A 26986-nucleotide genomic window follows, 5' to 3' on the forward strand; every position below is an offset into this window, starting at 1 on the left:
AGGCTACCGCTACCGCCCGCGCAGCCGTCGTACGAGGATGCTGGCGTCCCCGCGGCTCTCCAGGTCGGCGAGGACCACGGCGACCGCCTCGCGGACGATCCGGCCGCGGTCGACGGCGAGCCCGTGCTCGCCCCGCAGCACCAGCCTGGCGTGCTCCAGGTCCATGAGTTCCTCGGCGGAGACGTACACGGTGATCTTCTCGTCGTGCCGTTCACGGCCGCTGGGGCGCCGTGCGGCGGCCCGGCCGCGCTTGCGGGGCTGGGCGGCGGCAGAACCTTCCTGCGCGTCCGTCCCGGGGTCCTGCCGCCGCGAAGAGCGCTCCGCGCCCCGGCTGCGCGACTCGCCGGCCGCGGCCGTCTCCGCGTCCGCCGCCGCGTGCTCCGCGCCCTCGCCGCCCTGGGCGGGCACCGACTGCGGCGCGTCCTCCGCGGCCGCCGGGTCGCTCTCCCCCGCCGGAGCCGGTACCCGGGCGTCGCCGCCCGCCGGTCGCCGCGGGGTGGAGGCCTGGAGCGCCGTCCCCCCTGTCGTACGGAAGAGTTCGTCGGCCCCCGGCAGACTCACTCGGCGTGACACCGGGCGAGCACCTCCCTGGCGAGCTGGCGGTAGGCGGCGGCACCGACGGAGTTGGAGGCGTACGTGGTGATCGGCTCACCGGCGACCGTGGTCTCCGGGAAGCGGACCGTGCGCCCGATGACCGTGTGGTAGACGTGGTCGTCGAACGCCTCGACGACCCGCGCGAGCACCTCACGGCTGTGCACCGTGCGCGAGTCGTACATGGTGGCGAGGATGCCGTCGAGCTCCAGGTCGGGGTTGAGCCGCTCCTGGACCTTCTCGATCGTCTCGGTCAGCAGCGCCACACCGCGCAGCGCGAAGAACTCGCACTCCAGCGGCACGATCACCTTGTGCGCGGCCGTCAGGGCGTTGACCGTGAGCAGGCCGAGCGAGGGCTGGCAGTCGATGACGATGTAGTCGTAGTCGTCCATCAGCGGCTTCAGCGCCCGCTGGAGCGTGGACTCGCGCGCGACCTCGCTCACCAGCTGCACCTCGGCCGCCGACAGGTCGATGTTGCTGGGCAGCAGGTCCATGTTGGGGACCGCGGTCTTCAGCAGCACCTCGTCGGCCGCCATGCCCCGCTCCATGAGCAGGTTGTAGACGGTGAGGTCGAGCTCCATCGGGTTGACGCCGAGACCGACCGACAGCGCGCCCTGCGGGTCGAAGTCGACGAGCAGCACCCGGCGCCCGTACTCGGCGAGCGCGGCACCCAGGTTGATGGTCGACGTGGTCTTGCCGACGCCGCCCTTCTGGTTGCACATCGCGATGATCTTGGCGGGGCCGTGATCGGTCAGCGGACCCGGGATCGGGAAGTAGGGCAGCGGGCGTCCGGTCGGGCCGATGCGCTCACGGCGCTGACGGGCCGCGTCGGGCGCGAGCGTGGCGGCGTACTCGGGATCGGGCTCGTACTCGGCGTCCGGATCGTAGAAGTGCCCCTCGGGCAGTTCGTCGTAGTCGGCGAAGTGGTTGCGGGGCGCGCCACTTCCGTCGCCGGCCATGGCGTTCACGTGTTGGCCATCCATACTCATGTGTGCTGTCTGAGTTGCCTGCGGACTCTGGTGGGCGGCTGCGAAGGTGCGTACAGCGACGGAGCCGACAGCCTCGAGACGCCCGGGGCCTTCGGCCCGTGCAGGCATTCCTGGTTGACCACCCCCGGGAGTAAATGTCGACTCATTCACAAGTCGTCTTACCTCCTTGGTGACCAGGAAACTTCTCAACAGGTCAGCGTGACACCATGCCGACGTTCGGCGACTCTATGGCGTGTCGGCCGTCCGCAGCAACACAATCCGCCGGACCCGGCCCGATGTGTCGGCAATGAAACATCCCCCTGTCAAGGGCGTACGGCCGTCGCACAGCAGGTTTCACCGGTGCGCGAATCGGTTGAAGCGTTACGTTCGAGGCGAGTTGGCCGAGAATCGCAAAGTGACCATACACACACCCGGCCGGACCTTGTCGGGCAAGGTCCGGCCGGGTGTGCGGGGTTGACGACCACTGTTGACGTATCGCCTTTTCCGGTTGCCGACTTGGCCGGTTCACCGGCCGTGACGGGTCAGGCGAGCAGCGAGGCCAGCTCGACGTGCTCCAGGCCGTGGGCCTCGGCGACCTCCTTGTAAACGACCTTGCCGTCATGGGTGTTGAGACCCTTGGCCAGCGCGGGGTCGCGGCGCAGCGCGTCGACCCAGCCGCGGTTGGCCAGCTCCACGATGTACGGCAGCGTGGCGTTGGTCAGCGCGTAGGTGGAGGTGTTCGGCACCGCGCCGGGCATGTTGGCGACGCAGTAGAACACCGACCCGTGCACCGGGAAGGTCGGCTCGGCGTGCGTGGTCGGGTGGGAGTCCTCGAAGCAGCCGCCCTGGTCGATCGCGATGTCGACAAGGACACTTCCGGGCTTCATCCGGGAGACCAGCTCGTTGGTGACCAGCTTCGGGGCCTTGGCGCCCGGGATCAGCACGGCGCCGATCACGAGGTCGGCCTCCAGGCAGGCCTTCTCCAGCTCGAAGGCGTTGGAGACGACGGTCTGGATCTTCGTGCCGAAGATCTTGTCGGCTTCCTTGAGCTTGGTGATGTCCTTGTCGAGCAGGGTCACGTGGAAGCCCAGGCCGATGGCGATCTGCGCGGCGTTCCAGCCGGAGACGCCGCCGCCGATGACGACGGCCTTGCCGGCCAGCACGCCGGGGACACCGCCGGGCAGCACGCCGCGGCCGCCGTTGGCGGCCATCAGGTGGTAGGCGCCGACCTGCGGGGCCAGGCGGCCCGCGACCTCGGACATGGGGGCGAGCAGCGGCAGCGCGCGGTTCGGGAGCTCGACCGTCTCGTAGGCGATCGCCGTGGTGCCGGACTCGATGAGCGCGTCCGTGCACTCCTTGGAGGCGGCCAGGTGCAGGTAGGTGAACAGCGTCTGGTCCTTGCGGAGCCGGTGGTACTCCTCCGCGATGGGCTCCTTGACCTTCAGCACCAGGTCGGCGGTGGCCCAGACCTCGTCGGCGGTGTCCAGTATCCGCGCACCGGCGGCGACGTACTCCTCGTTGGGGATGGAGGAGCCGACGCCGGCGTCGCGTTCGACGACGACCTGGTGACCGTGGCGCACCAGCTCATGCACGCCGGCGGGGGTGATGGCCACCCGGAACTCGTTGTTCTTGACCTCGCGGGGAATGCCGACCTTCACGTGGATCACGGTCCTTGGCTCAGAGAATGGGGCTATTACTAGGCATACCCGCTCAGGCTCGGGCACACCGGGGTAGACCGCAGGAGAACGTGCGGCAGAGCCAGTCTAATGAAGGTGTTCCCGCTGTCTAGCCTTTCAAAGCATCAATCTTCATCGGAAGCGCTGCGGATTTCGCAGGCATCAGCCGGTTCTTCCCTCAGCATGCGCTCGGCGGTGCTCCTGTGCAGGGCGGCGGCCGTGGGATCACCGAGGTGGTCGAGGGTGTCGGCGAGCCGGAGGTGCAGCGCGGCCTGGAGCCGGACGTCCTCGGCCCGGCGCGCCCACTCGACGGCCTCCTGGCAGGTGCGCAGCGACTCCTCGGGGCGTCCGGCGTACTCCTGGACCCGCGCCAGCTCGCTCAACGCCCGTGCGTGGGCCGGGAGATCGCCGGTCCTGCGGTACCCGGCGACCGCCGCGCGCCAGGAGCGCACCGCCTCGCCGTAGCGGCCGGCGTAGGTGTGGGCGGTGGCGATACGACCGTAGATCCGGGCCGCGTCGCCCCGCTCGTCCCGGGCGAGCCGCTGGGCGAGGGCCCGGCCGAACCAGTCGGCGGCCCGGTCGTAGTCCCCGAGCTCCAGGTGGGCGCCGCCTACGGATTCCATCGCGCGGCCGGTCGCGTACGGGTCGTCCGCCGCGCGTCCGGCGTCCAGCGCGGCCCGGTAGCGCACCAGCGCCTCGGCCGTGCGGCCGGTACGGGCGTCCAGGTCGCCCAGGTTCAGCAGGGCCGCCGCCTTCTCCCGGGGCAGGTCGCGGCGCTCGGCCACGTCGAGGACGAGCCGGTGGACGTCGTACAGGTCGGGCGCCGCGGCCTGGGTGCCGAAGTGGGCCACCATGGCGCGCACCAGCTGGGACAGCAGCCTGCGGGCGAGGGTGTCCAGCTCCCCGTCGGCGACCGCGAGGCGGGCCGCGGCCAGCAGGGCGGGCCGGCGCACGCGCAGCCAGTCGGCGGCGGCCCTGGGGGTGGGGAAGCGCAGGGCCCGCGGCATGCCGTCGAGCTTCTCGCGGGCCCGGTCGCTGTCGGTCTCGGTGATCGCCCGGCACGACTGCAGCAGCCGCACCGTCCGCTCGAGCATCCGGGCGCGGGCCAGCTGGAGCTCGGCGGGCCGGTCGTGCCGCGCGGCGAGGGTCTGGAGCAGGGGGAACAGGCAGCCGGGGACCTCGTACTGCGGCAGCGCCGAGCCGACCGGGTGCAGCAGGCCGAGGGCGACGAACTCGTCCAGGAGGGCGCGGGCGTCGCCGACGGAGCAGCCGGCGAGGGCGGACGCGGTGTGCGGGTCGACCAGGCCGGCCGGGGCGAGGGAGAGCAGGCGCAGGGTCCGGGCGGCGGTGCCTGGCAGCGAGGTGGAGACGAGGCGGAAGACGCGGCTGAGCGGCGTGCCCTGGTCGTCCTCGGCGTGCAGCTGTCGGGCGAGGTCGGCGACGGCCGCCTTGGGGCGGGCGGCGAGCCAGCCGCCGGCCAGGGTGAGGGCGGCGGGCTGCGCCTGGCAGACCTCGGCCAGCTGTTCGGCGGCGCGGGGGTCGACGGTGATGCGGACGGAGCCGGTGAACCGGGACAGCAGCTCCACGGCCGACTTGGTGTCCAGGCCGCCGAGCGTGCAGGGCCGGACGTCAGCGATACCGGTCAGCGGGCCCTGGGAGACGACGACGGCGAGGCAGTGCGGGGAGTCCGGGAGCAGGGCGTCGACCTGTTCGGCGTCGGCGGCGTCGTCGAGCAGCAGCAGGACCCGGCGGTCGGCGAGCGCCTCGCGCAGGGCGGCGGTGAGGTCGTCCTCGCAGGCGCCGGGCGGGGTGGGCCGGTCCAGCTCGGTGAGCAGCTCGCGGGCGAGCCGCCCGACGGGCACACGGCGGCCGTCCGGCTCGCTCAGCCGGGCCCGCAGCACCCCGTCGGGGTAGCGGCCGGCGACCTGGGCGGCGAGCTCCTCGGCGAGCGCGGTACGGCCGGAGCCGGGCCGGCCCGCCACGAGGAGCACGCGCGCGCGGGGGGCCTTGCGGCCGGAGAGGGTGTCGAGACCCGCCCGCTCGATGTCGGCGCGCAGCTGTTTCAGCTCGCGGGTGCGGCCCAGGAACCGAGTCTCCTCGGCAGGGTCGCCCGACAGCCTGGTGCCGTCCGTGTCCACCGCCTGATCCGTCACGGGCCACACTCCCGATCCACCGCACGTCGGCGCCCGCCGGAACTCCGGTTCGGGCGTTTCCCGAGCCTAGTTCACGCTGTGCGACGGACCGTGTGGAGCGCGGCGGGCACATCCCCTGATCGGATCAACCGATGGTCACACCGCAGGGTCGTGCACGGGCTGTGCGGGGTCCTCGCGGTCACCCCGCACGGGAGGTCCGGCTCAGGCCTCGAAGGGGCGGGCCGGCCACGGAGAATCCGCCGGGCGCAGGGCGTCCAGGCCGTCGCCCTGTTCGGCCGCGACCAGCGAGAGCACGCCCACGATGAGGCTGTTGTTGTGCAGGTCGCCGGCAAGCACCCCCCGGACCAGGTCGGCGACGGGCACCCGCGCCAGCTCCATGTCGGCCTCTTCGTCCTCGACCACGAAGCGCTCGCCCTCGGCCTCGGACAGGTTCCGGGCGAGGAAGATCCGCACGGCCTCGTCGCAGCCGCCGGGGGTGGTGTAGATGTCGGTCAGCACCCGCCAGTCCTCGGCCTTGACGTGCGCCTCCTCGTACAGCTCGCGCTGGGCGGCGTGCAGCGGGTTCTCGCCGGGCACGTCGAGCAGGCCGGCCGGGATCTCCCAGAGCTTCTCGCGCACCGGGTGCCGGTACTGGCGGAGCACCACCACGCGGCCCTCGTCGTCCAGGGCGAGGACGGCCACGGAGCCGGGGTGGACCTGGTAGTCGCGGCTCGCGACGGAGCCGTCGGGCATGACCACCTCGTCCGTGCGGACGGATGTCTTCTTGCCCCGGAAGGGGGTCTCCGTCGCCCGGACCTCCCACTCCTCGGGGGTGTCCTTGATGGTCGTGCCCGTCATGCCCTGTCCTTCCAGACGACGCGAAGCGGCCGGGACGCGTCCCGTTGAATGGACGCGCCCCGGCCACCGTACAACTGGTGTGCTACTTCGACGTCTTCCGCTCGACCGCGGCCTTGACCAGCCCGGCGAAGAGCGGGTGCGGGCGGGTCGGGCGCGAGCGCAGCTCCGGGTGCGCCTGCGTGGCGACCAGGTAGGGGTGGACCTCGCGCGGGTACTCGACGTACTCGACGAGCTTGCCGTCCGGGGAGGTGCCCGAGAAGACGATGCCGGCCTTCTTCTCCAGCTCCGCGCGGTAGGCGTTGTTCACCTCGTAGCGGTGGCGGTGCCGCTCCTCGACGTACTCCTTGCCGTCGTACACCTCGCGCACGATGGAGCCCTCGGCCAGCTTGGCCGGGTACATGCCGAGCCGCATCGTGCCGCCCATGTCGCCCTCGCCGGCCACGATGTCCAGCTGCTCGGCCATCGTGGAGATGACCGGGTGGGCGGTGGCGGGGTCGAACTCGGTGGAGTTGGCGTCCGTGATGCCGGCCAGGTTGCGCGCGGCCTCGACCACGATGCACTGCAGGCCCAGGCAGAGACCGAGCAGCGGGATCTTGTTCTCGCGGGCGTACTTGATCGCGCCGACCTTGCCGAGCACGCCGCGGTCGCCGAAGCCGCCCGGGATGCAGATGGCGTCGACGTCGCCGAGCTGCGCCTTGGCGCCGGCCGGGGTCTTGCAGTCGTCGGACGTGACCCACTTGATCTTCACGCGGGCCCTGTTGGCGAAGCCGCCCGCGCGCAGCGCCTCGGTGACCGAGAGGTAGGCGTCGGGCAGGTCGATGTACTTGCCGACCAGGGCCATGACGATCTCGTGCTCGGGGTTGTGGACCCGGTCGAGCAGGTCGTCCCAGGTCGTCCAGTCCACGTCCCGGAACGGCAGGTCCAGCTTGCGGACGACATAGGCGTCCAGGCCCTCGGTGTGGATGACCTTCGGGATGTCGTAGATCGACCGGGCGTCGGGGCAGGCCACGACCGCGTCCTCGTCGACGTCGCACATCAGCGAGATCTTGCGCTTGATCGCGGTCGGCACCTCGCGGTCGCAGCGCAGCACGATCGCGTCCGGCTGGATACCGATGTTGCGCAGGGCGGCGACGCTGTGCTGGGTCGGCTTGGTCTTCAGCTCGCCCGAGGGGCCGATGTAGGGCAGGAGCGAGATGTGGACGACGAAGACGTTGTCGCGGCCGACCTCGTGCCGGACCTGGCGGACGGTCTCCAGGAACGGCAGCGACTCGATGTCGCCGACCGTGCCGCCGACCTCGGTGATCACTACGTCCACCTCGTCCGTCGCCATGCGGCGGATGCGGTGCTTGATCTCGTTGGTGATGTGCGGGATGACCTGCACGGTGTCGCCCAGGTACTCGCCGCGCCGCTCCTTGGCGATCACGGTGGAGTACACCTGGCCGGTGGTGACGTTGGCGGAGCCGTCCAGGTCCCGGTCGAGGAAGCGCTCGTAGTGGCCGATGTCCAGGTCGGTCTCGGCCCCGTCGTTGGTGACGAAGACCTCACCGTGCTGGAAGGGGTTCATCGTGCCGGGGTCGACGTTCAGGTACGGGTCGAGCTTCTGCATCACGACGCGCAGGCCCCGTGCCTTCAGCAGCATGCCGAGGCTGGAGGCGGTGAGCCCCTTGCCCAGCGAGGAAGCGACACCCCCGGTGACGAAGATGTGCTTGGTCGTCGAAGATTTGGGCGGCATGGCCAAGAGGGGGCTCCCGTGGTCGCGGTCTGGGGTGCGGTGCGTCCGTCCTACGGCCCGGTCGTCCCGGGGTGTCGTCGGCGGCGCCGTCGCTGCGGTTCCGGGGTTTTTCTCCCACCGGTCCACGGGCTACCAGCGTATCAGCGCCGGAGAGCGACGGCTTCCGGCCACGCTCCGCGCACGCGCGGGCACGTATGCGCACGGCTCGCCGGATTCTCACCCGGTGGTCACCCGTTCGGCGGACCCGCGTTGCCCGGAGGGGCACACAGATCATCTACGTGCGTCGTATCCTGCTCGGACGTTCACTGCCGAGCCCGCCCGGCGACACGGCACCACCCCCCGCCCGTCAGCACCGGAACAACGAGAGCTCGTCAGTTCGTTGAGCAACAATTGTCGTTCGCGGTGCAGCGTTTGGCTTCACGGCCGGACAGCTGCTTCGCTTCATGGCTCAACAACGCATGACACCCCCCTTGACCGCACTAGCGACCGCCCCCACGCGGGGTGACGTGGCCGTTCGACTGGAGTTGCACGTGGCCGGGCGCATCGAAGACTACGCACTCATCGGAGACATGCAGACCGCTGCCCTGGTCTGCCGGGACGGCACAGTCGACTGGCTGTGCCTGCCCCGCTTCGACTCGCACGCCATCTTCGCCGGTCTGCTGGGCACCGAGGAACACGGCTTCTGGCGGCTGGGCCCCGCCCACGCGCCGGGCGGCGAGCCGCCGGCCGCCGCCCGGCGCGGCTACCGCGGCGACTCGCTCATCCTGGAGTCCGAGTGGGACACCCCCCGCGGCACGGTCCGGGTGACCGATTTCATGCCGCCGCGTGACGGCGCCCCGCAGCTGATCCGGATCGTGGAGGGCGTCTCCGGCCGGGTGCCGATGCGCTCGGAGCTGCGGATGCGGTTCAGCTACGGCCGGGTCGTGCCGTGGGTGCACAAGCACGAGGGGCGCACGGTGGCCGTCGCCGGCCCCGACTCCGTGTGGTTCGACACGGAGGCCGAGACCTACGGCGAGGCGCTCACCACGTACGCGGACTTCACGGTCACTCCGGGTGACCGGATCGCGTTCACCATCTCCTGGGAGCCCTCGCACAAGGAGCCGCCGGCGCTGCCGGAGCCCGAGCAGTCGCTGGTGGCGACGGAGGACTTCTGGCGCGAGTGGGTCGAGCACTGTACGTACCACGGGCCCTACCGCGAGGCCGTGGTCCGCTCCCTGATCACGCTGAAGGCGCTGACGTACGCCCCCACCGGCGGCATCGTCGCCGCGCCGACCACCTCCCTGCCGGAGGAGATCGGCGGCGTCCGCAACTGGGACTACCGCTACACCTGGCTGCGGGACGCGGCGATCACCCTGTCCTCGCTGCTGCGCACCGGCTACCGCGAGGAGGCCCGCGCCTGGCGCGAGTGGCTGCTGCGCGCGGTCGCCGGCGACCCGGAGAACCTGCAGATCATGTACGGCATCGCCGGTGAGCGCGAGCTGGGCGAGGCGGAGCTGGACTGGCTGCCGGGCTACGAGAACTCCACGCCGGTCCGGGTGGGCAACGGCGCGGCCCACCAGCTCCAGCTGGACGTGTACGGCGAGGTGACCGAGGCCCTGCACCTGGCCCACATGACGGGGCTCGCGCGCAACGACTACGCCTCGGTCCTCCAGCTGAAGCTGATCCGCTACCTCGAGGACCACTGGCAGGAGCCGGACGAGGGCATCTGGGAGGTGCGCGGACCGCGCCGCCACTTCGTGCACTCCAAGGTGATGGCCTGGGTCGCGGTCGACCGCACGATCAAGCTGATCGAGTCCGGTGACGCGGACGGCCCGCTGGAGCGCTGGAAGCAGCTGCGCGACGACATCCACCGGGACGTGTGCGAGAAGGGCTACGACAGGGAACGCAACACGTTCACGCAGTCCTACGGCTCGCAGGAGCTGGACGCCTCGCTGCTGCTGATCCCGCAGATGGGCTTCCTGCCGCCGGACGACAAGCGGGTCATCGGCACCATCGAGGCGATCCAGCGGGAGCTGTCCACCTCGGACGGCTTCATCCTGCGCTACCCGACGGACGGCAAGGACGAGGGCGTCGACGGCCTGCCCGGAGACGAGGGCGCCTTCCTGGCCTGCTCGTTCTGGATGGCCGACGACCTGGCGATGATCGGCCGGGTGGACGAGGCCCGCAAGCTCTTCGAGAAGCTGCTGTCCCTGCGCAACGACCTGGGCCTGCTCGCCGAGGAGTGGGACCCGCGCCTCCAGCGGCAGGTCGGCAACTTCCCGCAGGCCTTCAGCCACGTGCCGCTGATCGACACGGCCCTGCGCCTGACGGCGAGCGGGGCGTACGGAGGCTGAGGGCGCCGGACAGGAGGCGTCCTCGACGGGAACGCGTGGCCGTACCCGCCTAGGCTGGGGACAAACACCAACCCCTTGCGGAAGGGGGCGGCCATGACTTCCCTCTCGACGTCACATACGGCGGTGGCCGGGCTGCGGGAAGACCTCACCGGCGAGGTCTTCATCCCCGGTGATCCGGGTTACGACGAGGCCCGGGCCGTCCACAACGCCATGATCGACCGGCGGCCCGCGGTGATCGCGCGGTGCGCGGACGAGGACGACGTGGTGCGGTCCGTGCGCTTCGGCAGAGAGCTGGACCTGCCCATCGCGGTGCGCGGCGGCGGGCACAGTGTGTCCGGCCAGGCCCTCAACGACGGCGGTCTGGTCATCGACCTGCGTCTCATGAACGAGGTGACGGTCCACCCCGGGGCCGCGGCGGTACGGGTCGGCGGCGGGGCCACGATGAGCGACCTGGACCGTTCCACCCAGCCCTACGGCCTCGCCACCACCGGCGGCCGCGTCTCCACCACCGGCGTCGGCGGCTTCGTGCTGGGCGGCGGCACCGGCTGGCTGGACCGCCTCTTCGGACTGGCCGTGGACAATCTGCTCGGCGTGGAACTGGTCACCGCCGACGCCCACAGGGTCCGGGCGGCCGGCGACGAGAACCCGGACCTCTTCTGGGGACTGCACGGCGGCGGCGGGAACTTCGGCGTCGCCACCGCGCTCACCCTGAGACTGCACGAACTGCCGGAGTTCTCCATCGCCATGCTGATGTACCCGCCGGAGTCCGGCGAGGAGGTCGTCCGCGCCTACCGCGACCTCATCGAGCGGGGCCCCGACGAGGCGGGCGGCGCCGTCATCTACCTCACCGGCCCGCCGGAGGACTTCGTCCCGCCGCACCTGGTGGGCACCCTGCTGTGCACGGTGCTCCTCACCTACGCCGGCCCGGAGGCGGACCTGCGCAGGCTCGCCGAGCCACTGCTGGCGCTGCCCCACGAGGCCGAGGTGGTCGGCGCGATCCCGTACGCCGACCTCCAGTGCATGCTCGACGACCCGCCGGGGCTGCGGAACTACTGGTCGGCCGAGTACCTGACGGGCCTCCCGGACCAGGCCGTGGCCGCCTACTGCGCTCTCGCGGACACCATGCCCGTGCCGAGCGGCACCCAGCACATCCTGTTCCCGCAGGGCGGCGCGATCTCGGCCGGGCCGGCCGACTACCCGGTGCCCTACCGGGACGCACCCTGGGTGGCGCACCCCTTCGGCGTGTGGGAGGAGCCGGGCGACGACGAACGCGGCATCCGGTGGGTGCGGGACGTCCGCGCGGACGTCGGGCCCTGGGGCACCGGGGCGGTGTACCTCAACTTCATCGGCGACGAGGGCGCGGACCGGGTGGTGGCCGGACTGGGCGCCGAGAACACCCGCCGGCTCGCGGAGCTGAAGCGGCGGTACGACCCGGACAACGTGTTCCGGTTCAACCACAACATCCGGCCCGCCTGACGCACCCACGCGGGACGCCTCGCCGCGATGTGCCCGCCGGCGGCCCTCGCGGGTAGCGTCCGGCTCATGGACAGCGGCAAAGTCAACAGCGGCGACGGCCTCGGGGACGGCGGATACGGTCCCCGGGGCACCGGAATCACCGTGCAACGGGCCCTGGAACTGCCCGGCCTGCGCAGCGGCCTGCCGGAGATCGTCGCCGGCGCCGACCGCCTGCACCGCACCGTGCGCTGGGTGCACGCGGGCGAGGTGCCCAACATCGCCTCCCTCCTCAAGGGCGGCGAGCTCCTGCTGACCACGGGCTACGGCCTCGGCACGCGCCCCGCCGAGCAGCGGGCGTTCGTCCGCACGCTCGCCGAGCGCGGCATCGCGGCCCTGGTCGTGGAGCTGGGCCCGCGCTTCGCCCGGCTGCCCGCGACCCTCGTGGACACCGCCCGCGCGGCCGGGCTGCCGCTGGTCCAGCTGCACCGCGAGGTGCCGTTCGTGACGGTCACCGAGGAGATCCACACCGAGATCGTCAACGGCCACTACGCGTTGCTCCAGCGGGCCGAGGAGGTGCACCGCCGCTGCACCGAGGCCCTCCTGGGCGGCGGCGGGGTGCCCCAGGTGCTGGGCATCCTGGCCGGGTTCGCCGGCAACCCGGTCTTCCTGGAGACGCCTGACGGCCGTCTGCTGTACGCCGCCGGCTCCGGACCCGAGGGCGCCGACCCGCTCCAGGTGTGGGAGGGGCTGCGGGGCCAGCACAAGGAGACGCCGCCCCCTGCGGGCTCGGTCCTGGTGGACGTGCCCGGCGGCGGGGCCGGCGCCGGGTCGGTGCGCGCCCGGCTGGTGCTGCTGCCCGTACGGTCCCCCCTGGCGCCGGTGCACCGGATGGCGGCGGAGCGGGCGGCCGGCATCCTCGCCGTGGTGCTGATGCAGGCACGGCAGGAGGAGGAGCTGGCGGCGCGCGGGCGCGGTGACTTCCTCACCGACCTGGCGGAGGGCCGGATCACGGCCGAGGACGCTCCGGCGCAGGCCCGCGTCCTCGGCTTCAAGCCGGGCGGCAGCCCGCTGCTGCCGGTGGTGATGCGGCTCGGCGACGCCCTCGCCCCCACCGGCGGCGGCTGGGCGGTGCTGGCCCGCGCGGTCGCCGAGGAGCTGGCCTCGGTCGGGGTGCCGGTGCTGCTGGGCGTGCGGCCGGTCGAGGGCCGGGTGCCGCTGCTGCTGGGCCTGCGCGCGGAGTCGGAGCGGACGACGGTGGCCGACCGGGTCGCGGCGGCGCTGCGGGCGGGTGCGGAACGGGCGGGGATGCGGCGCCCGGGCGCGCAGCCACCGGTCGTGGTCGTCGGGGTGGCCGGCGGGTGGGCGGCGGCGTCGGCCGGTCTGCGGCACGCGGCGGAGACGGCGGCCGCGGCCCAGGGCCTCGGCGACCGGCCCTGGTACGACGCCCGGCGCCTCGACATCGACCTGCTGCTGTGGCGGCTGCGCGACCACCCGGACCTGGCGGCGTTCGTCACCCGGGCGATCGGCCCCCTCCAGGACCACGACGACCGCTCCAAGCCGCCCCTGCTGCCCACGCTCCAGACGTACTTGGCACACGCGGGCCGCAAGGCGGAGACGGCGCGCGAGCTCCATCTGAACCGGCAGACGCTCTACAACCGGCTGGCCCGCATCGGGGAGTTGCTGGGCACCGACCTCGACGACCCGCAGACGGTCCTGGCGTTGAGCCTGGCCCTGCGGGCCCGCCGCCACGTGCCCTAGCGGAGGGGCGCTCAGCGGAGCGGCATGGGCCGGGTCAGCTCGTCGTAGATGCTGAGGACCTGGGCGACCGTCTCGTCCTCGGTCGGCCAGGTGGCCGCCTGCCGTACGCCCCGGTCGCGCAGCTCCTGGCGCTGCGCGCCGTCGCCGAGCAGTGCGGCGACGGCGTCGGCGAGTGCCCCGGCGTCCCCGGGCGGGACGAGTTCGGCGGCGTCGCCGACCAGTTCGGAGATGCCGCCCGTGTCGCCGGCGACCAGCGGCAGTCGCGCGTGGAGGGCCTCCTGGGCGATGACGGAACGCCCCGGCCCGCGGTGGACCGGCAGCAGCGCGAGGTCCGCCGCCGTCAGCAGGTCGGTGACGTCGTCACGGCGGCCGATGAGCAGCACCGGCAGCCCCTCGTCCTCGATCCGCCGCTGCAACTCGCCGCGCAGCGGTCCCTGTCCGGCGACGACGACCAGGGGCACGGGGTCGAGACGGCGCCACGCGCGCGCGGCGTCGAGCAGGACGTCGTGTCCGCGGTGCGGCTCCAGGGAGCCGACCACGAGCAGCAACGGACGGTCGACGGCGCCTAGTTCGGCCCGGATCTTCGCGCGCGTCGGGTCGGGATCCTCCGGCCCGGCGGCCCGGGGCCGGCCGGGGAGCGCCACGGGACCGAGCCGGGCGTCCCGCGCGCCGGTCAGCCGGGCCCGGTCCACCAGCTCCGAGGTGGCGCCGAGCACCACGCCGGCGGCCCGCATCACCCGCCGTTCCAGCACTCGCAGCAGATGGGCGCGCGCTCCCTCGGCATGGGCCCGGTCGTGCCAGGTGACGACGAGCGGGGTACCGACCCGGCGCCCGCCGAGGGCCAGCACGGCGCGGAAGGAGGCGTGCAGCCCGTGCGCGTGCACCAGGTCGGCGCCGGCGCACACCGTCCGCAGCGCCGCCACGGAGACGGGGTCGCTGCTGCGGGGCACGTGCACGTGGTCGGCGCCGGCGCCGGTGAAGTCGTAGGTGCGTTCCGCCTCGGAGGGGGCGCACACCGTGACCTTCACGCCCCGCGCGACGAGCCCCGCGGCCAGCGAGCGCACGTGCGCGCTGCTGCCGGCGTTGCCTCCGCCCAGCACCTGCACGGTGCGCAGCGGCGCCTGGCCGAGCGGTGAGTGGCTGCTCACGGGGGTCACGTGTCCCGGGACTCCTGGTTCGGCGGGGGACGGTCACGAAGAACGTACAGAAGGATGGTGCGGCCGGGGCACGCCGCACGGTTTCCTGCGCGTCACTCCGTCAAGGATGCCAGCACGTACGGGTGTTCCGGGAACGACGATCCCCGCGCGCACGCGACCACGGGGCAACGGAACGGGACCGGTTCACTCACAGGAGTGAGGCGCCGACGCGCGCACCCGGTCCCCGCACGGCTCCCGCGTCCCTACGCGTCGTCCCTCGCCGTCGCGAGCAGTTCCTCCGCGTGGGCGCGGGCCGTCTCCGAGTCCTCCTGGCCCGCGAGCATGCGGGACAGCTCCCGGATCCGCTCCTCGCCCTCGAGGACCTTCACGCCGGAGCGGGTGACCGAGCCGTCGTTCGTCTTCTCCACCAGCAGCTGCCGGTCGGCGAACGCGGCGACCTGCGGCAGATGGGTGACCACGACGACCTGCGCGGTCTTCGCGAGGCGCGCCAGGCGCCGCCCGATCTCCACCGCCGCCTTGCCGCCGACCCCGGCGTCGACCTCGTCGAAGAGGTACGTCGGCACCGGGTCGGTCCCCGCGAACACGACCTCCACGGCCAGCATCACCCGCGACAGCTCACCGCCGGAGGCGCCCTTGGCGATGGGCCGCGGCGGCGCACCCGGGTGCGGGGCCAGCAGCAGCTCCACCTCGTCGGCGCCCGACGGCCCGTACGCGACCGTGCGTCCGCCGACCTCCACGCCCTCGGGGTCCTCGGTCTGCCGGACGGCGAACGACACCCGGGCGTGCGGCATGGCGAGCGAGGCCAGCTCGGCGGTCACCGCGGCGGCGAACCGCTCGGCGGCCTCCGTCCGCGCGTCGGTCAGCGCCTGCGCCAGTCCGCCCAGCTCCGCCCGCAGCGCGTCCCGCTCGACGGTCAGCTCGCCGATGCGCTCGTCGTCGCCGTCCAGCTCGGTCAGCCGGGCCGCGCTCTGCTCGGCCCAGGCCAGCACGGCGCCGACGTCCTCCCCGTACTTCCTGGTCAGCGCGGTGAGCGCGGCCCGCCGTTCCTCGACCGCCGCCAGCCGCAGCGGATCGGCGTCCAGGTCGTCGGCGTATCCCGCCAGCTCTCCGGCCACGTCCCGCAGCAGGATCCCGACCTCGCCGATCCGCTCGGCGAGCGCGGCGAGCGCCGGGTCGTGCGCCCGTACGGCGTCCAGGGCCCGCTGTGCGCCCGCGACGAGCGTCGCCGCGTCCACGCCCTCGGGGTCCTCGGGATCGCCCGCCAGCGCGGCGTGCGCGGCCGTCGCGGCCGACGCCAGGGCCTCGGCGTGCCCGAGCCGCTCGGCCTCCTCGGCCAGCTCCACGTCCTCGCCGGCGCGCGGTTCGACGGCCGCGACCTCGTCGAGGCCGTAGCGCAGCAGATCGGCCTCCTGGGCGCGCTCACGCGCCCGCGTGGTGATCTCCTCCAGCTCCGAGGCGACGGTGCGCAGCCGGCGGTAGGCCTCGGTGTACTTGGCGAGCGGCACGGCGACCGCGTCACCCGCGTACCGGTCCAGCGCCTGCCGCTGCCGTGACTGCTTCAGCAGCCCCTGCTGGTCGGTCTGCCCGTGCACGGCCACCAGCTCGTCGGCGAGCTCGGCGAGCATCCCGACGGGCACGGACCGTCCGCCCAGATGCGCCCGTGACCGCCCTTCGGCGGAGACGGTACGGCTGATCAGCAGGGCACCGTCGTCCAGCTCGGCCCCGGCCTCCTCGGCCCGCACGACGGCGGCGGCGTCACCGGGCACGGCGATCCGCCCCTCGACGACCGCGTTCCTGGCCCCGATCCGCACCAGTGCCGCGTCCGCGCGCCCGCCCAGGAGCAGCCCGAGACTGGTGACCACCATGGTCTTGCCCGCACCCGTCTCACCGGTGACAGCGGTGAACCCGGGCGACAGCTCGACCACGGCGTCGTCGATGACTCCGAGCGACCGTATCCGCATCTCCTCAAGCACGGACACGACCATACGAGGTCCGGGGCGCGGAGTGCGACCGGCCCGCCCTTGTCACCCAGGGGAGTGGACGCGCCCCGTCAGGGGCGCGGGGCTCCGTCGATCTGCGGCTCCGCCGCGAGGAACCACACACGACCCGCACACGCCGACGCTCCCGCACCCCTACGGCGCTAATGCGGAGCGCCCCGCCACCCGGACACCGGCAGCGCGAACTTCGCCACCAACCGGTCCGTGAACGACGCGTGGTGCAGCCGGGCCAGCCGCACCGGCACCGCCCCCCGCCGCACCTCCACCCGCGCCCCCGGCGGCAGCTCCACCGTCCGCCGCCCGTCGCACCACAGCACCCCCGGCGGGATGTGCGGGAGCACCTCCACCGCGAGCACCGAGTCCGGCGAGGTCACCAGCGGCTTGGCGAACAGCGCGTGCGCGCTGATCGGCACCATCAGCAGCGCCTCCACCTCAGGCCACACCACCGGCCCCCCGGCCGAGAAGGCGTACGCCGTCGACCCGGTCGGCGTCGACAGCACGATGCCGTCGCAGCCGAACCCCGTCACCGGCCGCCCGTCGATCTCCAGCACGACCTCGAGCAGCTTCTCGGCGCCGGCCTTCTGCACGGCCGCCTCGTTCAGCGCCCAGTCGGTGTGGACGATGTCGCCGTTGCGGTGCACGACGACGTCGACGGTCATCCGCTCCTCGACCTCGTACGCCCGGCTCACCACCCGGTCGACGACCTTGTCGAGGTCGTCCCGCTCGGCCTCGGCGAGGAAGCCGACCCGGCCGAGGTTGACGCCGAGCATCGGCACGCCGGAGGCGCGGGCGAACTCGGCGCCGCGCAGCAGCGTCCCGTCGCCTCCCAGCACGATGAGCAGCTCGCACCCGTCGAGGCACTGCGGGGTGGCCTCCTGGACCAGCTCCACCTCGTCCGGCAGCGGCAGGTCGCACGCCTCCGCCTCCAGGACCCGCACTCCTATGCCGGCCAGCAGCAGACCCTTGACCACGAGCTCGGCGCTGCGGATGGCCGCGGGCCGCCCGGTGTGGGCGAGCAGGAAAACAGTACGAGCTCGGTTCTGTGTCAACGCGGCCCCTCCGCCACTGCACGGTCAACGTCGGCCGGGTCCAGTTCACCGGCCCCGGCCCGCAGCCACAGAAAGTACTCGACGTTCCCGGAGGGACCCGGCAGCGGACTGGCGGTGACCCCCTTCACACCGAGCCCCAGGTCCCAGGCCCGCCGGGCGACACCCCGTACGGCCTCGGCCCGCAGCTGCGCACTGCGTACCACTCCCCCGCTGCCCAGCCGCTCCTTGCCCACCTCGAACTGCGGCTTCACCATCATCACCAGGTCGGCGTCCGGCCGCGTGCACCGCACCAGGGCGGGCAGCACCAGTCCGAGCGGGATGAAGGACAGATCCCCCACGACCAGATCCACGGGCTCCCCATCGATCGCGTCCGGCGTCAACTCACGCACGTTCGTACGGTCCTTGACGGTGACGCGTTCATCCTGCCGGAGGGACCACGCGAGTTGTCCGTATCCGACGTCCACGGCGACGACGTGCGCGGCGCCCGCGCGCAGCAGGACGTCGGTGAAGCCGCCGGTGGACGCCCCGGCGTCCAGTGCGCGCCGCCCCTCGACGACGAGGCCCTGCGGCACGAACGCGGCCAGGGCGCCGGCCAGCTTGTGGCCGCCGCGCGAGACGTAGTCGGGGTCGCTGTCGTCCTGGGTGACGACGATGGCGGCGGCGGTCTCCACCTGGGTGGCGGGCTTGGTCGCGACGGTCTTGCCGACGGAGACCCGGCCGGCGGCGATCAGCTGGCTGGCGTGCTCGCGCGAGCGCGCCAGCTTGCGGCGGACCAGCTCCGCGTCGAGACGGCGGCGTGCGACTCCTGCCACGTTCGGTTCAGCTCCTGCGGTCGTACGGCGAAGGGGACCCCGGAGGTCCCGGGCGGGCGTCGAGCGCGGTGAGCGCGTCGCGCAGTCCCCGGTGTACATCCTCGTACACCGCGACGTGCCCGTCCGTGGGGAGGTGGTCGGCGTCGGCCAGGCGCCGCAGTCCGGCGTCCACCCCGTCGTCGCCGGTGGGGGTGCGGGGGACGCCGAGGGGGGCGGGACCGGCGGGGGCGTACTCGTCCCGCGCCTCGCGGGGCTCCGCCCCGGCCTCCGTCTCCGCCGTCCGGCCCTCGGCCTGCGGTGCTGCGTCGCTCATGCCCCGACGCTACCGCGAACCGCTACGGTACGGTCTGTCCCGATGGCGACGACTGAGGAGTGCCGTGCCGCACTCGACAAGCTCTCGGACCAGATGCGCGGTGCCGAAGGGGACGTGCGGTCCGCGACCGCGCTGGACCGCTCGGTGAGCTGCCACATCACCGACCTGGACGTCACCTTCGCGGGCCGCATGGCGGACGGCGGCATCGACGTGCGCGAGACCCACGACGGGCCGCCGCGTGAGAAGGCCGACATCAGGCTGGCGATGACCGGCGGCGATCTGGTGGCCCTGGTCGACGGCGAGCTGCACTTCGCCAAGGCCTGGGGCTCGGGCCGGGTGAAGCTGGAGGCGGGTCTGCGCGACCTGTTCCGCCTCCGCAGGCTTCTGTAGCGGCCCTGGGCGGGCTTCCGGAGCCGCCACCCTCAGAAAGTCTTCGCCGTCGACACCTTCTCGCGCTCGGCGCCGCCGGTGACGCGGGCCTTGCGCGCGGCCGGCACGACCAGGGGCGTGCCGGTCTCCGGGTCGTCGATGATCTGGCAGCGCAGTCCGAAGACCTCCTCGACCAGCTCGGCCGTGACGATGTCGTTGGGCGCGCCCTCGGCGATGACCTTCCCGCCGCGCAGGGCGATCAGGTGGGTGGCGTACCGGGCGGCGTGGTTGAGGTCGTGCAGGACGGCCACGAGGGTGCGCCCCTGCGTCTCGTGGAGCTCCGCGCACAGGTCCAGGACGTCGATCTGGTGCTGGATGTCCAGGTACGTCGTCGGCTCGTCGAGCAGCAGCAGCGGAGTCTGCTGGGCGAGGGCCATGGCGATCCACACGCGCTGGCGCTGACCGCCGGAGAGTTCGTCGACGTAGCGGTCGGCCAGTTCGCCGACGCCGGTCTGGGCCATCGACTCCCGGACGACCCGCTCGTCCTCGGTGGACCACTGGCGCAGCAGGCCCTGGTGCGGGTAGCGGCCGCGGCCCACCAGGTCGCCGACGGTGATGCCGTCGGGCGCGATGGACGACTGGGGCAGCAGACCGAGGGTCCGCGCGACCCGCTTGGCGGGCATCGACTGGATGACCGAGCCGTCGAGGAGCACCCGGCCCCGTGTGGGCTTCAGCATCCGCGACAGGGCGCGCAGCAGGGTCGACTTGCCGCAGGCGTTGGGGCCGACGATCACCGTGAAGGAGTTGTCGGGTATCTCCACCGACAGCTGCTCGGCGATGACCCGCTGGTCGTAGGCGAGGGTGACGTTCTCGGCGGACAGACGGTTCACGATGCTCCTTTGGATGTTCAGCCCGTCGGCGGCGGTGGTGCTCATATCCGGCCCGCCTTGCGCTCGGTGACCAGCAGCCACAGCAGGTAGACACCGCCGACGACGCCGGTGACGACGCCCACGGGCAGCTGTTCGGCGCCGAAGACCTGCTGCGAGACCCAGTCGGCGCCGACCAGCAGTGCGGCGCCCATGCACAGCGACGGCACCAGGTTGGGGCCGGGCGAGCCGGTCAGGCGCCGGGCGAGCTGCGGCGCGGTGAGCGCGACGAAGCTGACCGGTCCGGCGGCGGCGGTCGCGGCGGCGGTGAGCAGCACGGCGGCCACCATCAGCAGCATCCGCACCCGCTCGACGCGCACCCCGAGGGCGTACGAGACGTCGTCGCCCATCTCCATCAGCCTGAGCGCCCGGCCGTTGGCGAGGACGAGCGGCACGAGCACCGCGCACAGCACCAGCAGCGGCCGGACCTGGGCCCAGTCACGGCCGTCGAGGGTGCCGGTCATCCAGACGACGGCACGGGCGGCGTCGACGATGTCGGCCCGGGTCATCAGATAGCCGTTGACCGCCGTGACGATCGCGGACATGCCGATGCCGACCAGGACCAGTCGATAACCGTGCACGCCCCGCTTCCAGGCGAGGACATAGATGCCGATGCCGGTCACCAGGCCGCCCGCAAGCGCGCCGAGGGTGACCTGGGTGGCGGTCCCGGAGAACAGGACGATCACCACGAGGGCGCCGGCCGTCGCGCCCTGGCCGAGGCCGAGGACGTCGGGACTGCCCAGCGGGTTGCGCGAGATGGCCTGGAACAGCGCGCCGCCCAGCCCGAGCGCGGCACCGACCAGCAGCCCGACCAGCACCCGCGGCAGCCGCAGTTCGTTGACGACGAACTCCTGGCTGGCGTTCCCCTCGCCGGCCAGCGTCCTGAGCACGTCCGCGGCCGGTATCTCGAAGTCGCCGGTGCCGATCAGCAGCACGCTCGCGACGAGCGCGACGACCAGCAGCAGGGCGACGACGACCACGGCCCGGACGTCCAGGCGCAGCGAGAGCCCACCGGGGCTCCGTACAGCACGATGCGTCTTCACAGCTGGGCCGTCCTCCGCCGTCGTACGAGAAAGATGAAGACCGGTCCGCCGAGGACCGCGGTGACGATGCCGACCTGGAGCTCCGAGGGCCGCGCGACGATCCGGCCGAGGACGTCCGCGCCGAGCAGCAGCACGGGCGACAGGATCGCGGCGTACGGCATGATCCAGCGCATGTCCGGCCCGGTGAAGGAGCGCACGATGTGCGGGACCATCAGGCCGACGAACACGATCGGACCGCAGGCCGCGGTGGCGGCCCCGCACAGCACGGTGGCGGCGAGCATGGCCAGCGCCCGGGTGCGGTTCAGGTTGACGCCGAGGGACTTGGCGGTGTCGTCGCCCATCTCCATGGCGTTGAGCGAACGGGACAGGGCGAGGGCGAGGAGCGTGCCCGCCACGAAGAAGGGCAGCACGCTCCTGAGGGTCTCGTCCGTCGCCGAGGAGAGCGAACCGACCGTCCAGAAGCGCATCCTGCCCAGCGCCGCGTCATCGATGATCATCACGGCCTGGAGGTAGCCGAAGAGCGCGGCGCTGATCGCGGTGCCGGCCAGCACCAGCCGTACCGGTGTGGCGCCCCGGCTGCCGCCCAGGAACCAGACCAGCGCCCCGACCCCGGCCGCCCCGGCGAACGCGAACCACACGTACCCGCTCAGCGAGGTGACGCCGAAGAAGGTGATGGCGGTCACGACGGCCGCGGAGGCGCCCGCGTTGATGCCGAGCAGGCCGGGGTCGGCCAGCGGATTGCGGGTGAGCGCCTGGAGCACGGCCCCGGCGAGACCGAGCGCGGCACCGGCCAGCAAACCGAGCACGGTCCGCGACAGCCGCTCGCCGACGACGACGTCGCCGTAGGTGCCCGAGTCGTGGAACACGCCGTGCCAGACCTGTGCCAGCGTCAGATCCTTCGCGCCGACCGCGATGCTCGTCATCGCGATCAGCACCAGGATCGCCGCCGAGACGGGCAGCCCTAGGGCACGCAGCGCACGGCGCTTCGGGGGCGCGGGAGCGGTCTCCGCGCGCTGTTCGGGGGGACTGTCGACCAACACGCAGTTAGGTTAGCCTACCCTGCTAATCGATCACGATCCCTCGGCCGTCCCCGCGGCTCACAGCCCGAGCCGCGCCAGCGCCTTCCCGGAGTCCAGCGCGCAGGCGCTCTGCCCGCCCGCCGTCCAGGCCGCCGCGCACAGCGCGCGCAGCCCGTCCAGCGCCTCGCCGTCGCCCTCGAGCTCCAGCCGCCCGTCCCCCGCGGTCGCCGTCCAGCCGCCGCAGCGGAACCCGCCGTCCTCGTCCCCGGCGACCTCCGGCTGCCCGGTGAGCAGTCCGCGCAGGTCCCGGTCCACATACGTCGGCCGGTGCTGCGGGGGCGCGGCGAGCAGCCGGGCGCCGTCGGTGACGCCGGTCAGGACGAGCAGCGAGTCGACCTCCCCGTTGAACGCGCCCTCGATGTCCGTGTCCAGCCGGTCCCCGACCACCAGGGGCCGCTTCGCGCCGGTCCGCAGGATCGTCTCGCGGTGCATGGGGGGCAACGGCTTCCCCGCGACCTGGGGTTCGGCGCCGGTGGCGATGCGCACGACCTCCACCGCCGCGCCGTTGCCCGGCGCGATGCCGCGGGCGCCCGGGATCGTGAGGTCGGTGTTGGAGGCGTACCACGGCACACCGCGCGCGATCGCGTAGCACGCCTCGGCGAAGCGCCCCCAGGGCAGCTCGGGGCCGCCGAAGCCCTGCACCACGGCCGCCGGGTCGTCATCCGCCGACTCGACCGGCTCGAGCCCGCGCTCGCGCAGCGCTACGCGCAGTCCCTCTCCGCCGATCACCAGCACGCGTGCGCCCGGGGGCACCTGCTCGGCGATCAGCCGCGCCACGGCCTGTGCCGAGGTGATGACGTCGTCCGCCACGGTCGGTATGCCCAGCTCGGTCAGGTGCGCGGCGACCGCGTCCGGCGTCCGGAGCGCGTTGTTCGTGACATACGCCAGGTGCATCCCGCCCGACCTGGCCGTGGCGAGGGAGTCCACCGCGTACGCGATCGCGTCGCCCCCTGCGTACACCACGCCGTCCAGGTCGAGCAGCGCCGTGTCGTACGCCTCGCTCAGGCCCTGCCCACTGCCGTCGGGCCTCGTCCTGACGCTCCGGCTCATTGCACATCGCTCCTCATCAGACGCCTTTCCCCCGATCATCCCGCATGCCGCCGACAGTCGTACGATGCCGGGATGAATACTGCGGGTCCCCCGGAAGCAACGGCGCGCCGGGGCCTGGAACTCACCCCGTTCCGAGGCCTCCGCTACGACCCCGACCGGGTCGGCAGCCTGGCCGCCGTGACCTCCCCTCCGTACGACGTCGTGGTCCGCCCCGACGGGCTCCACCACCTCGAGTCCGCCGACCCGTACAACATCGTCCGGCTGATCCTGCCCCAGGCTGCCACACCGGAGGCCCGCAACGAGCAGGCCGCCGACACCCTGCGCACCTGGCGCTCCGAGGGCATCCTCACCGCCGACCCGGAACCGGGCCTGTACGTGTACGAGCAGCGCGACGGCGCCGGACTGCTGCAACGCGGCATCATCGGCGCCCTGCGGGTCTCCGACCCCTCGGACCAAGTGGTCCTGCCGCACGAGGACGTCATGCCGCACGTCGTCGCCGACCGCGCGGCGCTGATGCGGGCCACCTCGGCGAATTTGGAGCCGCTGCTGCTGACCTACCGCGGCAACGGCGCCGCCGCCGCCACGACCACCGTCGTGGAGCACACCGCGGAACGCCCGCCCCTCCTGTCCACCACGACTGAGGACGGCTTCTGCCACCGCCTGTGGGCGCTCACCGACCCGGACGACGTGGCCCGCGTCCGGACCGAGCTCGCGGAGCACCAGGCCCTGATCGCCGACGGCCACCACCGCTGGGCGACCTACCGCAGGCTCCGCGCGGAGCACCCCTCCCCCAGCCCCTGGGACCACGGCCTCGTCCTCCTCGTGGACACGGCCCGCTATCCGCTGCGGGTCCGCGCCATCCACCGTCTGCTGCACGGCCTCCCGGTGAGCGACGCGGTGGCCGCCCTGGACGGCCGCTTCCGCGTCCGGCGCCTGGAGACGTCCCTGCCCGGAGCCATGGACGCCCTGGCGGAGGCGGCCGGCGCGGGCAACGCGTTCCTGCTCGCCGGTGACGGCGCCTTCCACCTCGTCGACCGGCCGGAGGCCGGCCTGCTGGCCCGCACGGTCCCCCCCGACCGCCCCGAGGCCTGGCGCACCCTGGACGCCACCGTGCTGCACGCCACGCTCCTCGCCCACGTCTGGCACATCCCCGAGGACTCGGCGGCGCACATCTCGTACATCCACGACACGGCGGCCACGGTCGAGAAGGCGGAACGCGACGGGGGTACGGCCGTACTGATGCACGCCGTCCGCGAGGAGGTCGTCCGCGACCTCGCCCGACAGGGCGTCACGATGCCCCGCAAGTCGACGTCGTTCGGCCCGAAGCCGGCCACGGGCCTGGTGCTGCGCGCGCTGGATCTGTGACGCGGAACGACGAAGGGGCGGGACCGTGCGCCGGTCCCGCCCCTTCGTCATGCCCTGCGGACGTCAGTCCTTCTCGACGCCCTCGCCGGACGGACCGTCCGTGTCGCCCTCGCGCGCACCGTCGTCCTCGTGCTCGTCCTCGTCCAGGGCGTCCATGAACTCCACCCCGTCCAGCTCGGCGAGGCGGTCGGAGGCGTCCGTGCTGCCGTCCCGGTCGGACTCCACTGCCTTGGCGAACCACTCCCGCGCCTCGCGTTCCCGGCCGGCGGCCAGCAGCGCGTCGGCGTACGCGTACCGCAACCGCGCGGTCCAGGGCTGTACGGAGTTGGAGGCCAGCTCGGAGCTCTGCAGCGTGACGATGGCCGCGTCCAGCTGCCCCATGTCACGCCTGGCGCCGGCGGCCACGAGACGCATCTCGACCTGCCCGGCCTTGTCCAGCTTCTGCACCTCGGGGGCCCCGGCCATGTCCAGCGCCTTCTCCGGCCGGCCGAGGCCGCGCTCGCAGTCGGCCATGACCGGCCACAGCTCCACGGAGCCGGTCATCCGCCGGGCGGCCCGGAACTCGGCCAGCGCTTCGCCGTACTTCTGGTTGGCGTACGCGGCGAAACCGCCCGCCTCGCGCACGGCGGCCACACGCGACGCCAGTCGCAGCGCCACCTTGGAGTAGCCGTACGCGGCCTCGGGGTCCTCGTCGAGGAGCCGGGCCACCATCACCAGGTTCCTGGCGACGTCGTCCGCGAGCGTCTTGGGCAGGCTCTGCAGCTCCTGCCGTACGTCCTTGTCGATCTCCTCGCCGGTGACGTCGTCCGGAATCGGCAGCCTCTTGATCGGCTCCCGGTCACGGTCCCGCTCCTCGCGGAAACGGCCACCCCCGCCCTGCCGGTCGTCGCGCCCGCGGAAGCCGCCGGGCCGCCCGCCACGGTCGTCGCGACGGGGCCCGCGCCCGCCACGGTCGTCCCGGCCGCGGAACCCGCCCCGGTCACCACCACGGCTGTCGTCGCGCCGTCCGAAGCCGCCACGCTCACCACGGCTGTCGTCCCGACGGAAGCCGCCGCGATCGCCACGGTCGTCACGGCGGTCGTCACGTCGGTCGTCACGGCGGAAGGAGGGGCGGTCGCCGCGGTCGTCCCGACGGTCGTCACGTCGGTCGTCACGGCGGAAGGCCGGACGGTCTCCCCGGTCGTCCCTGCGGAAGCCACGGTCACCGCGGTCGTCGCGACGGAAGCCGCCGCGGTCGCGGTCACGGTCGTCACGGCGGGGACCACGGTCACGGTCGTCCCGCTGCCCGTATCCGCCACCACGGTTGTCGTCCCGACGGAAGCCACCGCGCTCCCCGCGGTCGTCCCGACGCTCGTCACGCCGGTCATCACGCCGGCCGAAGCCACCGCGCGGCCCGCGGTCATCTGTCCGTCGGTCATCACGCCGGCCGAAGCCACCGCGATCACCACGGTCGTCACGCCGGTCGTCACGCCGGAAGGAGGGGCGGTCGCCGCGGTCGTCCCGACGGTCATCACGCCGGTCATCACGGCGGAAGGCCGGACGGTCACCGCGGTCGTCCCGACGGAAGCCGCCGCGGTCACGGTCGTCGCGGCGCGGACCACGGTCACGGTCGTCACGACGTGCGTATCCGCCACCGCGGTTGTCATCGCGACGGAAGCCGCCACGGTCCCCGCGATCGTCCCGACGGTCACCCCGTCGGTCGTCACGCCGGTCATCGCGGCGGTCGTCCCGACGGAAGCCACCGCGATCGCGGTCGCCGCCCTCACGCCGGCCGTAGCCACCGCGGTCGTCGCGACGGAAGCCACCGCGGTCTCCGCGCTGGCCACCGCGTTCACCGCGGTCCCCACTGTCCCGTCGCCGCTGGTCGCGCTCCGGTCGGTCGTCGGGAGAGTTGGTGGACATCGGTGACTCCTGTCTTCGGTACCGCAAAGTCATTCTCGCGCAGCCGGGTACCCGGTGCGCCCTGGAAAAACGAAAGGACCCCTGGTCCCAGCTGAACGCTGGTGACCAGGGGTCCTTCCCAAAGATTGTTCGGCGGCGTCCTACTCTCCCACAGGGTCCCCCCTGCAGTACCATCGGCGCTGTAAGGCTTAGCTTCCGGGTTCGGAATGTAACCGGGCGTTTCCCCTACGCTATGACCACCGAAACCCTAATGGTTTCGAGCGAACAAGCACACTCTTCAATTGTGCGTTCTACTCAAATCCGGCAACGGTCGTTGCCTCAGAACTAACACAGTGGACGCGAGCAACTGAGGACAAGCCCTCGGCCTATTAGTACCGGTCACCTCCACACCTCACGGTGCTTCCAGATCCGGCCTATCAAC

Annotated in this window: 22 protein-coding genes and 1 rRNA gene; 5 read left to right on the forward strand and 18 right to left on the reverse strand. The window is 72.9% G+C overall.

Features of this window, described 5'->3' with window-relative positions; genetic code table 11:
- Positions 1–9: 9 nt before the first annotated feature.
- The 6 genes from AB0E77_RS25465 to AB0E77_RS25490 form a co-directional block, all read right to left on the reverse strand.
- Positions 10–573 carry a hypothetical protein gene (locus AB0E77_RS25465; protein WP_361574337.1) on the reverse strand — a complete coding sequence of 188 codons (564 nt, stop codon included), beginning with the start codon at positions 571–573 and terminating at the stop codon, positions 10–12.
- Positions 558–1688: a ParA family protein gene (locus tag AB0E77_RS25470; RefSeq protein ID WP_361574339.1), complete on the reverse strand. Its 1131-nt coding sequence runs from the start codon at positions 1686–1688 to the stop codon at positions 558–560. The genes AB0E77_RS25465 and AB0E77_RS25470 overlap by 16 nt, the downstream gene beginning before the upstream one ends.
- A gap of 413 nt (positions 1689–2101) precedes the next feature.
- Positions 2102–3226 (reverse strand): alanine dehydrogenase, encoded by a 1125-nt coding sequence (gene ald, locus AB0E77_RS25475; RefSeq protein WP_361574341.1) that lies wholly within the window; start codon positions 3224–3226, stop codon positions 2102–2104.
- A 134-nt stretch (positions 3227–3360) separates the two neighbouring features.
- On the reverse strand, positions 3361–5388 hold the full coding sequence (locus tag AB0E77_RS25480; protein ID WP_361574342.1) for a tetratricopeptide repeat protein: 2028 nt from the start codon (positions 5386–5388) through the stop codon (positions 3361–3363).
- 201 nt (positions 5389–5589) lie between these two features.
- Positions 5590–6225: an NUDIX hydrolase gene (locus tag AB0E77_RS25485; RefSeq protein ID WP_361574344.1), complete on the reverse strand. Its 636-nt coding sequence runs from the start codon at positions 6223–6225 to the stop codon at positions 5590–5592.
- A gap of 82 nt (positions 6226–6307) precedes the next feature.
- On the reverse strand, positions 6308–7957 hold the full coding sequence (locus AB0E77_RS25490; RefSeq protein WP_361574346.1) for a CTP synthase: 1650 nt from the start codon (positions 7955–7957) through the stop codon (positions 6308–6310).
- 530 nt (positions 7958–8487) lie between these two features.
- Between AB0E77_RS25490 and AB0E77_RS25495 the strand changes: the two genes are divergently transcribed.
- From AB0E77_RS25495 to AB0E77_RS25505, 3 genes are all read left to right on the forward strand, one after another.
- On the forward strand, positions 8488–10290 hold the full coding sequence (locus AB0E77_RS25495; RefSeq protein WP_361574375.1) for a glycoside hydrolase family 15 protein: 1803 nt from the start codon (positions 8488–8490) through the stop codon (positions 10288–10290).
- Positions 10291–10383: 93 nt separating this feature from the next.
- Positions 10384–11766: an FAD-binding oxidoreductase gene (locus AB0E77_RS25500; protein ID WP_361574348.1), complete on the forward strand. Its 1383-nt coding sequence runs from the start codon at positions 10384–10386 to the stop codon at positions 11764–11766.
- A gap of 66 nt (positions 11767–11832) precedes the next feature.
- Complete coding sequence (locus tag AB0E77_RS25505) at positions 11833–13503, forward strand: PucR family transcriptional regulator (RefSeq protein WP_361574350.1); 1671 nt, start codon at positions 11833–11835, stop codon at positions 13501–13503.
- Between the two features lie 11 nt (positions 13504–13514).
- Here AB0E77_RS25505 and AB0E77_RS25510 read toward each other — a convergent pair whose 3' ends face one another.
- The 5 genes from AB0E77_RS25510 to AB0E77_RS25530 form a co-directional block, all read right to left on the reverse strand.
- Positions 13515–14660, reverse strand: a complete 1146-nt coding sequence (locus AB0E77_RS25510; protein ID WP_361574352.1) for a glycosyltransferase family 4 protein — start codon at positions 14658–14660, stop codon at positions 13515–13517.
- 242 nt (positions 14661–14902) lie between these two features.
- Positions 14903–16645: a DNA repair protein RecN gene (gene recN, locus AB0E77_RS25515; RefSeq protein ID WP_361574354.1), complete on the reverse strand. Its 1743-nt coding sequence runs from the start codon at positions 16643–16645 to the stop codon at positions 14903–14905.
- A 155-nt stretch (positions 16646–16800) separates the two neighbouring features.
- Complete coding sequence (locus AB0E77_RS25520) at positions 16801–17706, reverse strand: NAD kinase (RefSeq protein ID WP_361574356.1); 906 nt, start codon at positions 17704–17706, stop codon at positions 16801–16803.
- Entirely contained in the window at positions 17703–18518 is an 816-nt protein-coding gene (locus AB0E77_RS25525) for a hemolysin (protein ID WP_361574358.1), read from the reverse strand. Before AB0E77_RS25525 ends, AB0E77_RS25520 begins: the two co-directional genes overlap by 4 nt.
- 7 nt (positions 18519–18525) lie before the next feature.
- On the reverse strand, positions 18526–18831 hold the full coding sequence (locus AB0E77_RS25530) for a hypothetical protein (protein ID WP_361574360.1): 306 nt from the start codon (positions 18829–18831) through the stop codon (positions 18526–18528).
- A 42-nt stretch (positions 18832–18873) separates the two neighbouring features.
- Between AB0E77_RS25530 and AB0E77_RS25535 the strand changes: the two genes are divergently transcribed.
- Positions 18874–19221 carry an SCP2 sterol-binding domain-containing protein gene (locus AB0E77_RS25535; protein WP_361574362.1) on the forward strand — a complete coding sequence of 116 codons (348 nt, stop codon included), beginning with the start codon at positions 18874–18876 and terminating at the stop codon, positions 19219–19221.
- Positions 19222–19253: 32 nt separating this feature from the next.
- Here the strand turns inward: AB0E77_RS25535 and AB0E77_RS25540 are convergent, their stop codons facing one another.
- The 4 genes from AB0E77_RS25540 to AB0E77_RS25555 are packed head-to-tail and all read right to left on the reverse strand — an operon-like array spanning position 19254 to position 23298.
- On the reverse strand, positions 19254–20135 hold the full coding sequence (locus AB0E77_RS25540; protein ID WP_361574364.1) for an ABC transporter ATP-binding protein: 882 nt from the start codon (positions 20133–20135) through the stop codon (positions 19254–19256).
- Entirely contained in the window at positions 20132–21169 is a 1038-nt protein-coding gene (locus AB0E77_RS25545) for an iron chelate uptake ABC transporter family permease subunit (protein ID WP_361574366.1), read from the reverse strand. Before AB0E77_RS25545 ends, AB0E77_RS25540 begins: the two co-directional genes overlap by 4 nt.
- On the reverse strand, positions 21166–22209 hold the full coding sequence (locus tag AB0E77_RS25550; RefSeq protein WP_361574368.1) for an iron chelate uptake ABC transporter family permease subunit: 1044 nt from the start codon (positions 22207–22209) through the stop codon (positions 21166–21168). Before AB0E77_RS25550 ends, AB0E77_RS25545 begins: the two co-directional genes overlap by 4 nt.
- Positions 22210–22266: 57 nt before the next feature.
- A complete protein-coding gene (locus AB0E77_RS25555) occupies positions 22267–23298 on the reverse strand; it encodes an HAD hydrolase-like protein (RefSeq protein ID WP_361574370.1) in 1032 nt (343 codons plus the stop codon).
- 72 nt (positions 23299–23370) lie between these two features.
- On the opposite strand from AB0E77_RS25555, the gene AB0E77_RS25560 reads away from it, so the two are divergent.
- Positions 23371–24663 carry a DUF1015 domain-containing protein gene (locus tag AB0E77_RS25560; protein WP_361574372.1) on the forward strand — a complete coding sequence of 431 codons (1293 nt, stop codon included), beginning with the start codon at positions 23371–23373 and terminating at the stop codon, positions 24661–24663.
- Positions 24664–24726: 63 nt separating this feature from the next.
- On the opposite strand, the gene AB0E77_RS25565 is transcribed toward AB0E77_RS25560, so the two are convergent.
- The 3 genes from AB0E77_RS25565 to rrf form a co-directional block, all read right to left on the reverse strand.
- Entirely contained in the window at positions 24727–25482 is a 756-nt protein-coding gene (locus AB0E77_RS25565; RefSeq protein WP_361574376.1) for a hypothetical protein, read from the reverse strand.
- On the reverse strand, positions 25374–26468 hold the full coding sequence (locus AB0E77_RS25570; protein WP_361574378.1) for a hypothetical protein: 1095 nt from the start codon (positions 26466–26468) through the stop codon (positions 25374–25376). The genes AB0E77_RS25565 and AB0E77_RS25570 overlap by 109 nt, the downstream gene beginning before the upstream one ends.
- A 224-nt stretch (positions 26469–26692) precedes the next feature.
- Positions 26693–26809: ribosomal RNA gene (gene rrf, locus AB0E77_RS25575) — 5S ribosomal RNA — on the reverse strand.
- Positions 26810–26986: the final 177 nt, after the last annotated feature.

The organism is Streptomyces sp. NPDC032940 (assembly GCF_040636935.1).
Taxonomy (GTDB): Bacteria; Actinomycetota; Actinomycetes; order Streptomycetales; family Streptomycetaceae; genus Streptomyces.

Bases quoted from the DNA above. Each gene is read 5' to 3' on its own strand.
- AB0E77_RS25505 (WP_361574350.1), top strand. From the start codon at position 11,833: ATGGACAGCGGCAAAGTCAACAGCGGCGACGGCCTCGGGGACGGCGGA.
- AB0E77_RS25540 (WP_361574364.1), bottom strand. From the start codon at position 20,135: ATGAGCACCACCGCCGCCGACGGGCTGAACATCCAAAGGAGCATCGTG.
- AB0E77_RS25485 (WP_361574344.1), bottom strand. From the start codon at position 6,225: ATGACGGGCACGACCATCAAGGACACCCCCGAGGAGTGGGAGGTCCGG.
- AB0E77_RS25555 (WP_361574370.1), bottom strand. From the start codon at position 23,298: ATGAGCCGGAGCGTCAGGACGAGGCCCGACGGCAGTGGGCAGGGCCTG.
- AB0E77_RS25490 (WP_361574346.1), bottom strand. From the start codon at position 7,957: ATGCCGCCCAAATCTTCGACGACCAAGCACATCTTCGTCACCGGGGGT.
- AB0E77_RS25500 (WP_361574348.1), top strand. From the start codon at position 10,384: ATGACTTCCCTCTCGACGTCACATACGGCGGTGGCCGGGCTGCGGGAA.
- AB0E77_RS25470 (WP_361574339.1), bottom strand. From the start codon at position 1,688: ATGCCTGCACGGGCCGAAGGCCCCGGGCGTCTCGAGGCTGTCGGCTCC.
- recN (WP_361574354.1), bottom strand. From the start codon at position 16,645: ATGGTCGTGTCCGTGCTTGAGGAGATGCGGATACGGTCGCTCGGAGTC.
- AB0E77_RS25535 (WP_361574362.1), top strand. From the start codon at position 18,874: ATGGCGACGACTGAGGAGTGCCGTGCCGCACTCGACAAGCTCTCGGAC.
- AB0E77_RS25530 (WP_361574360.1), bottom strand. From the start codon at position 18,831: ATGAGCGACGCAGCACCGCAGGCCGAGGGCCGGACGGCGGAGACGGAG.
- AB0E77_RS25560 (WP_361574372.1), top strand. From the start codon at position 23,371: ATGAATACTGCGGGTCCCCCGGAAGCAACGGCGCGCCGGGGCCTGGAA.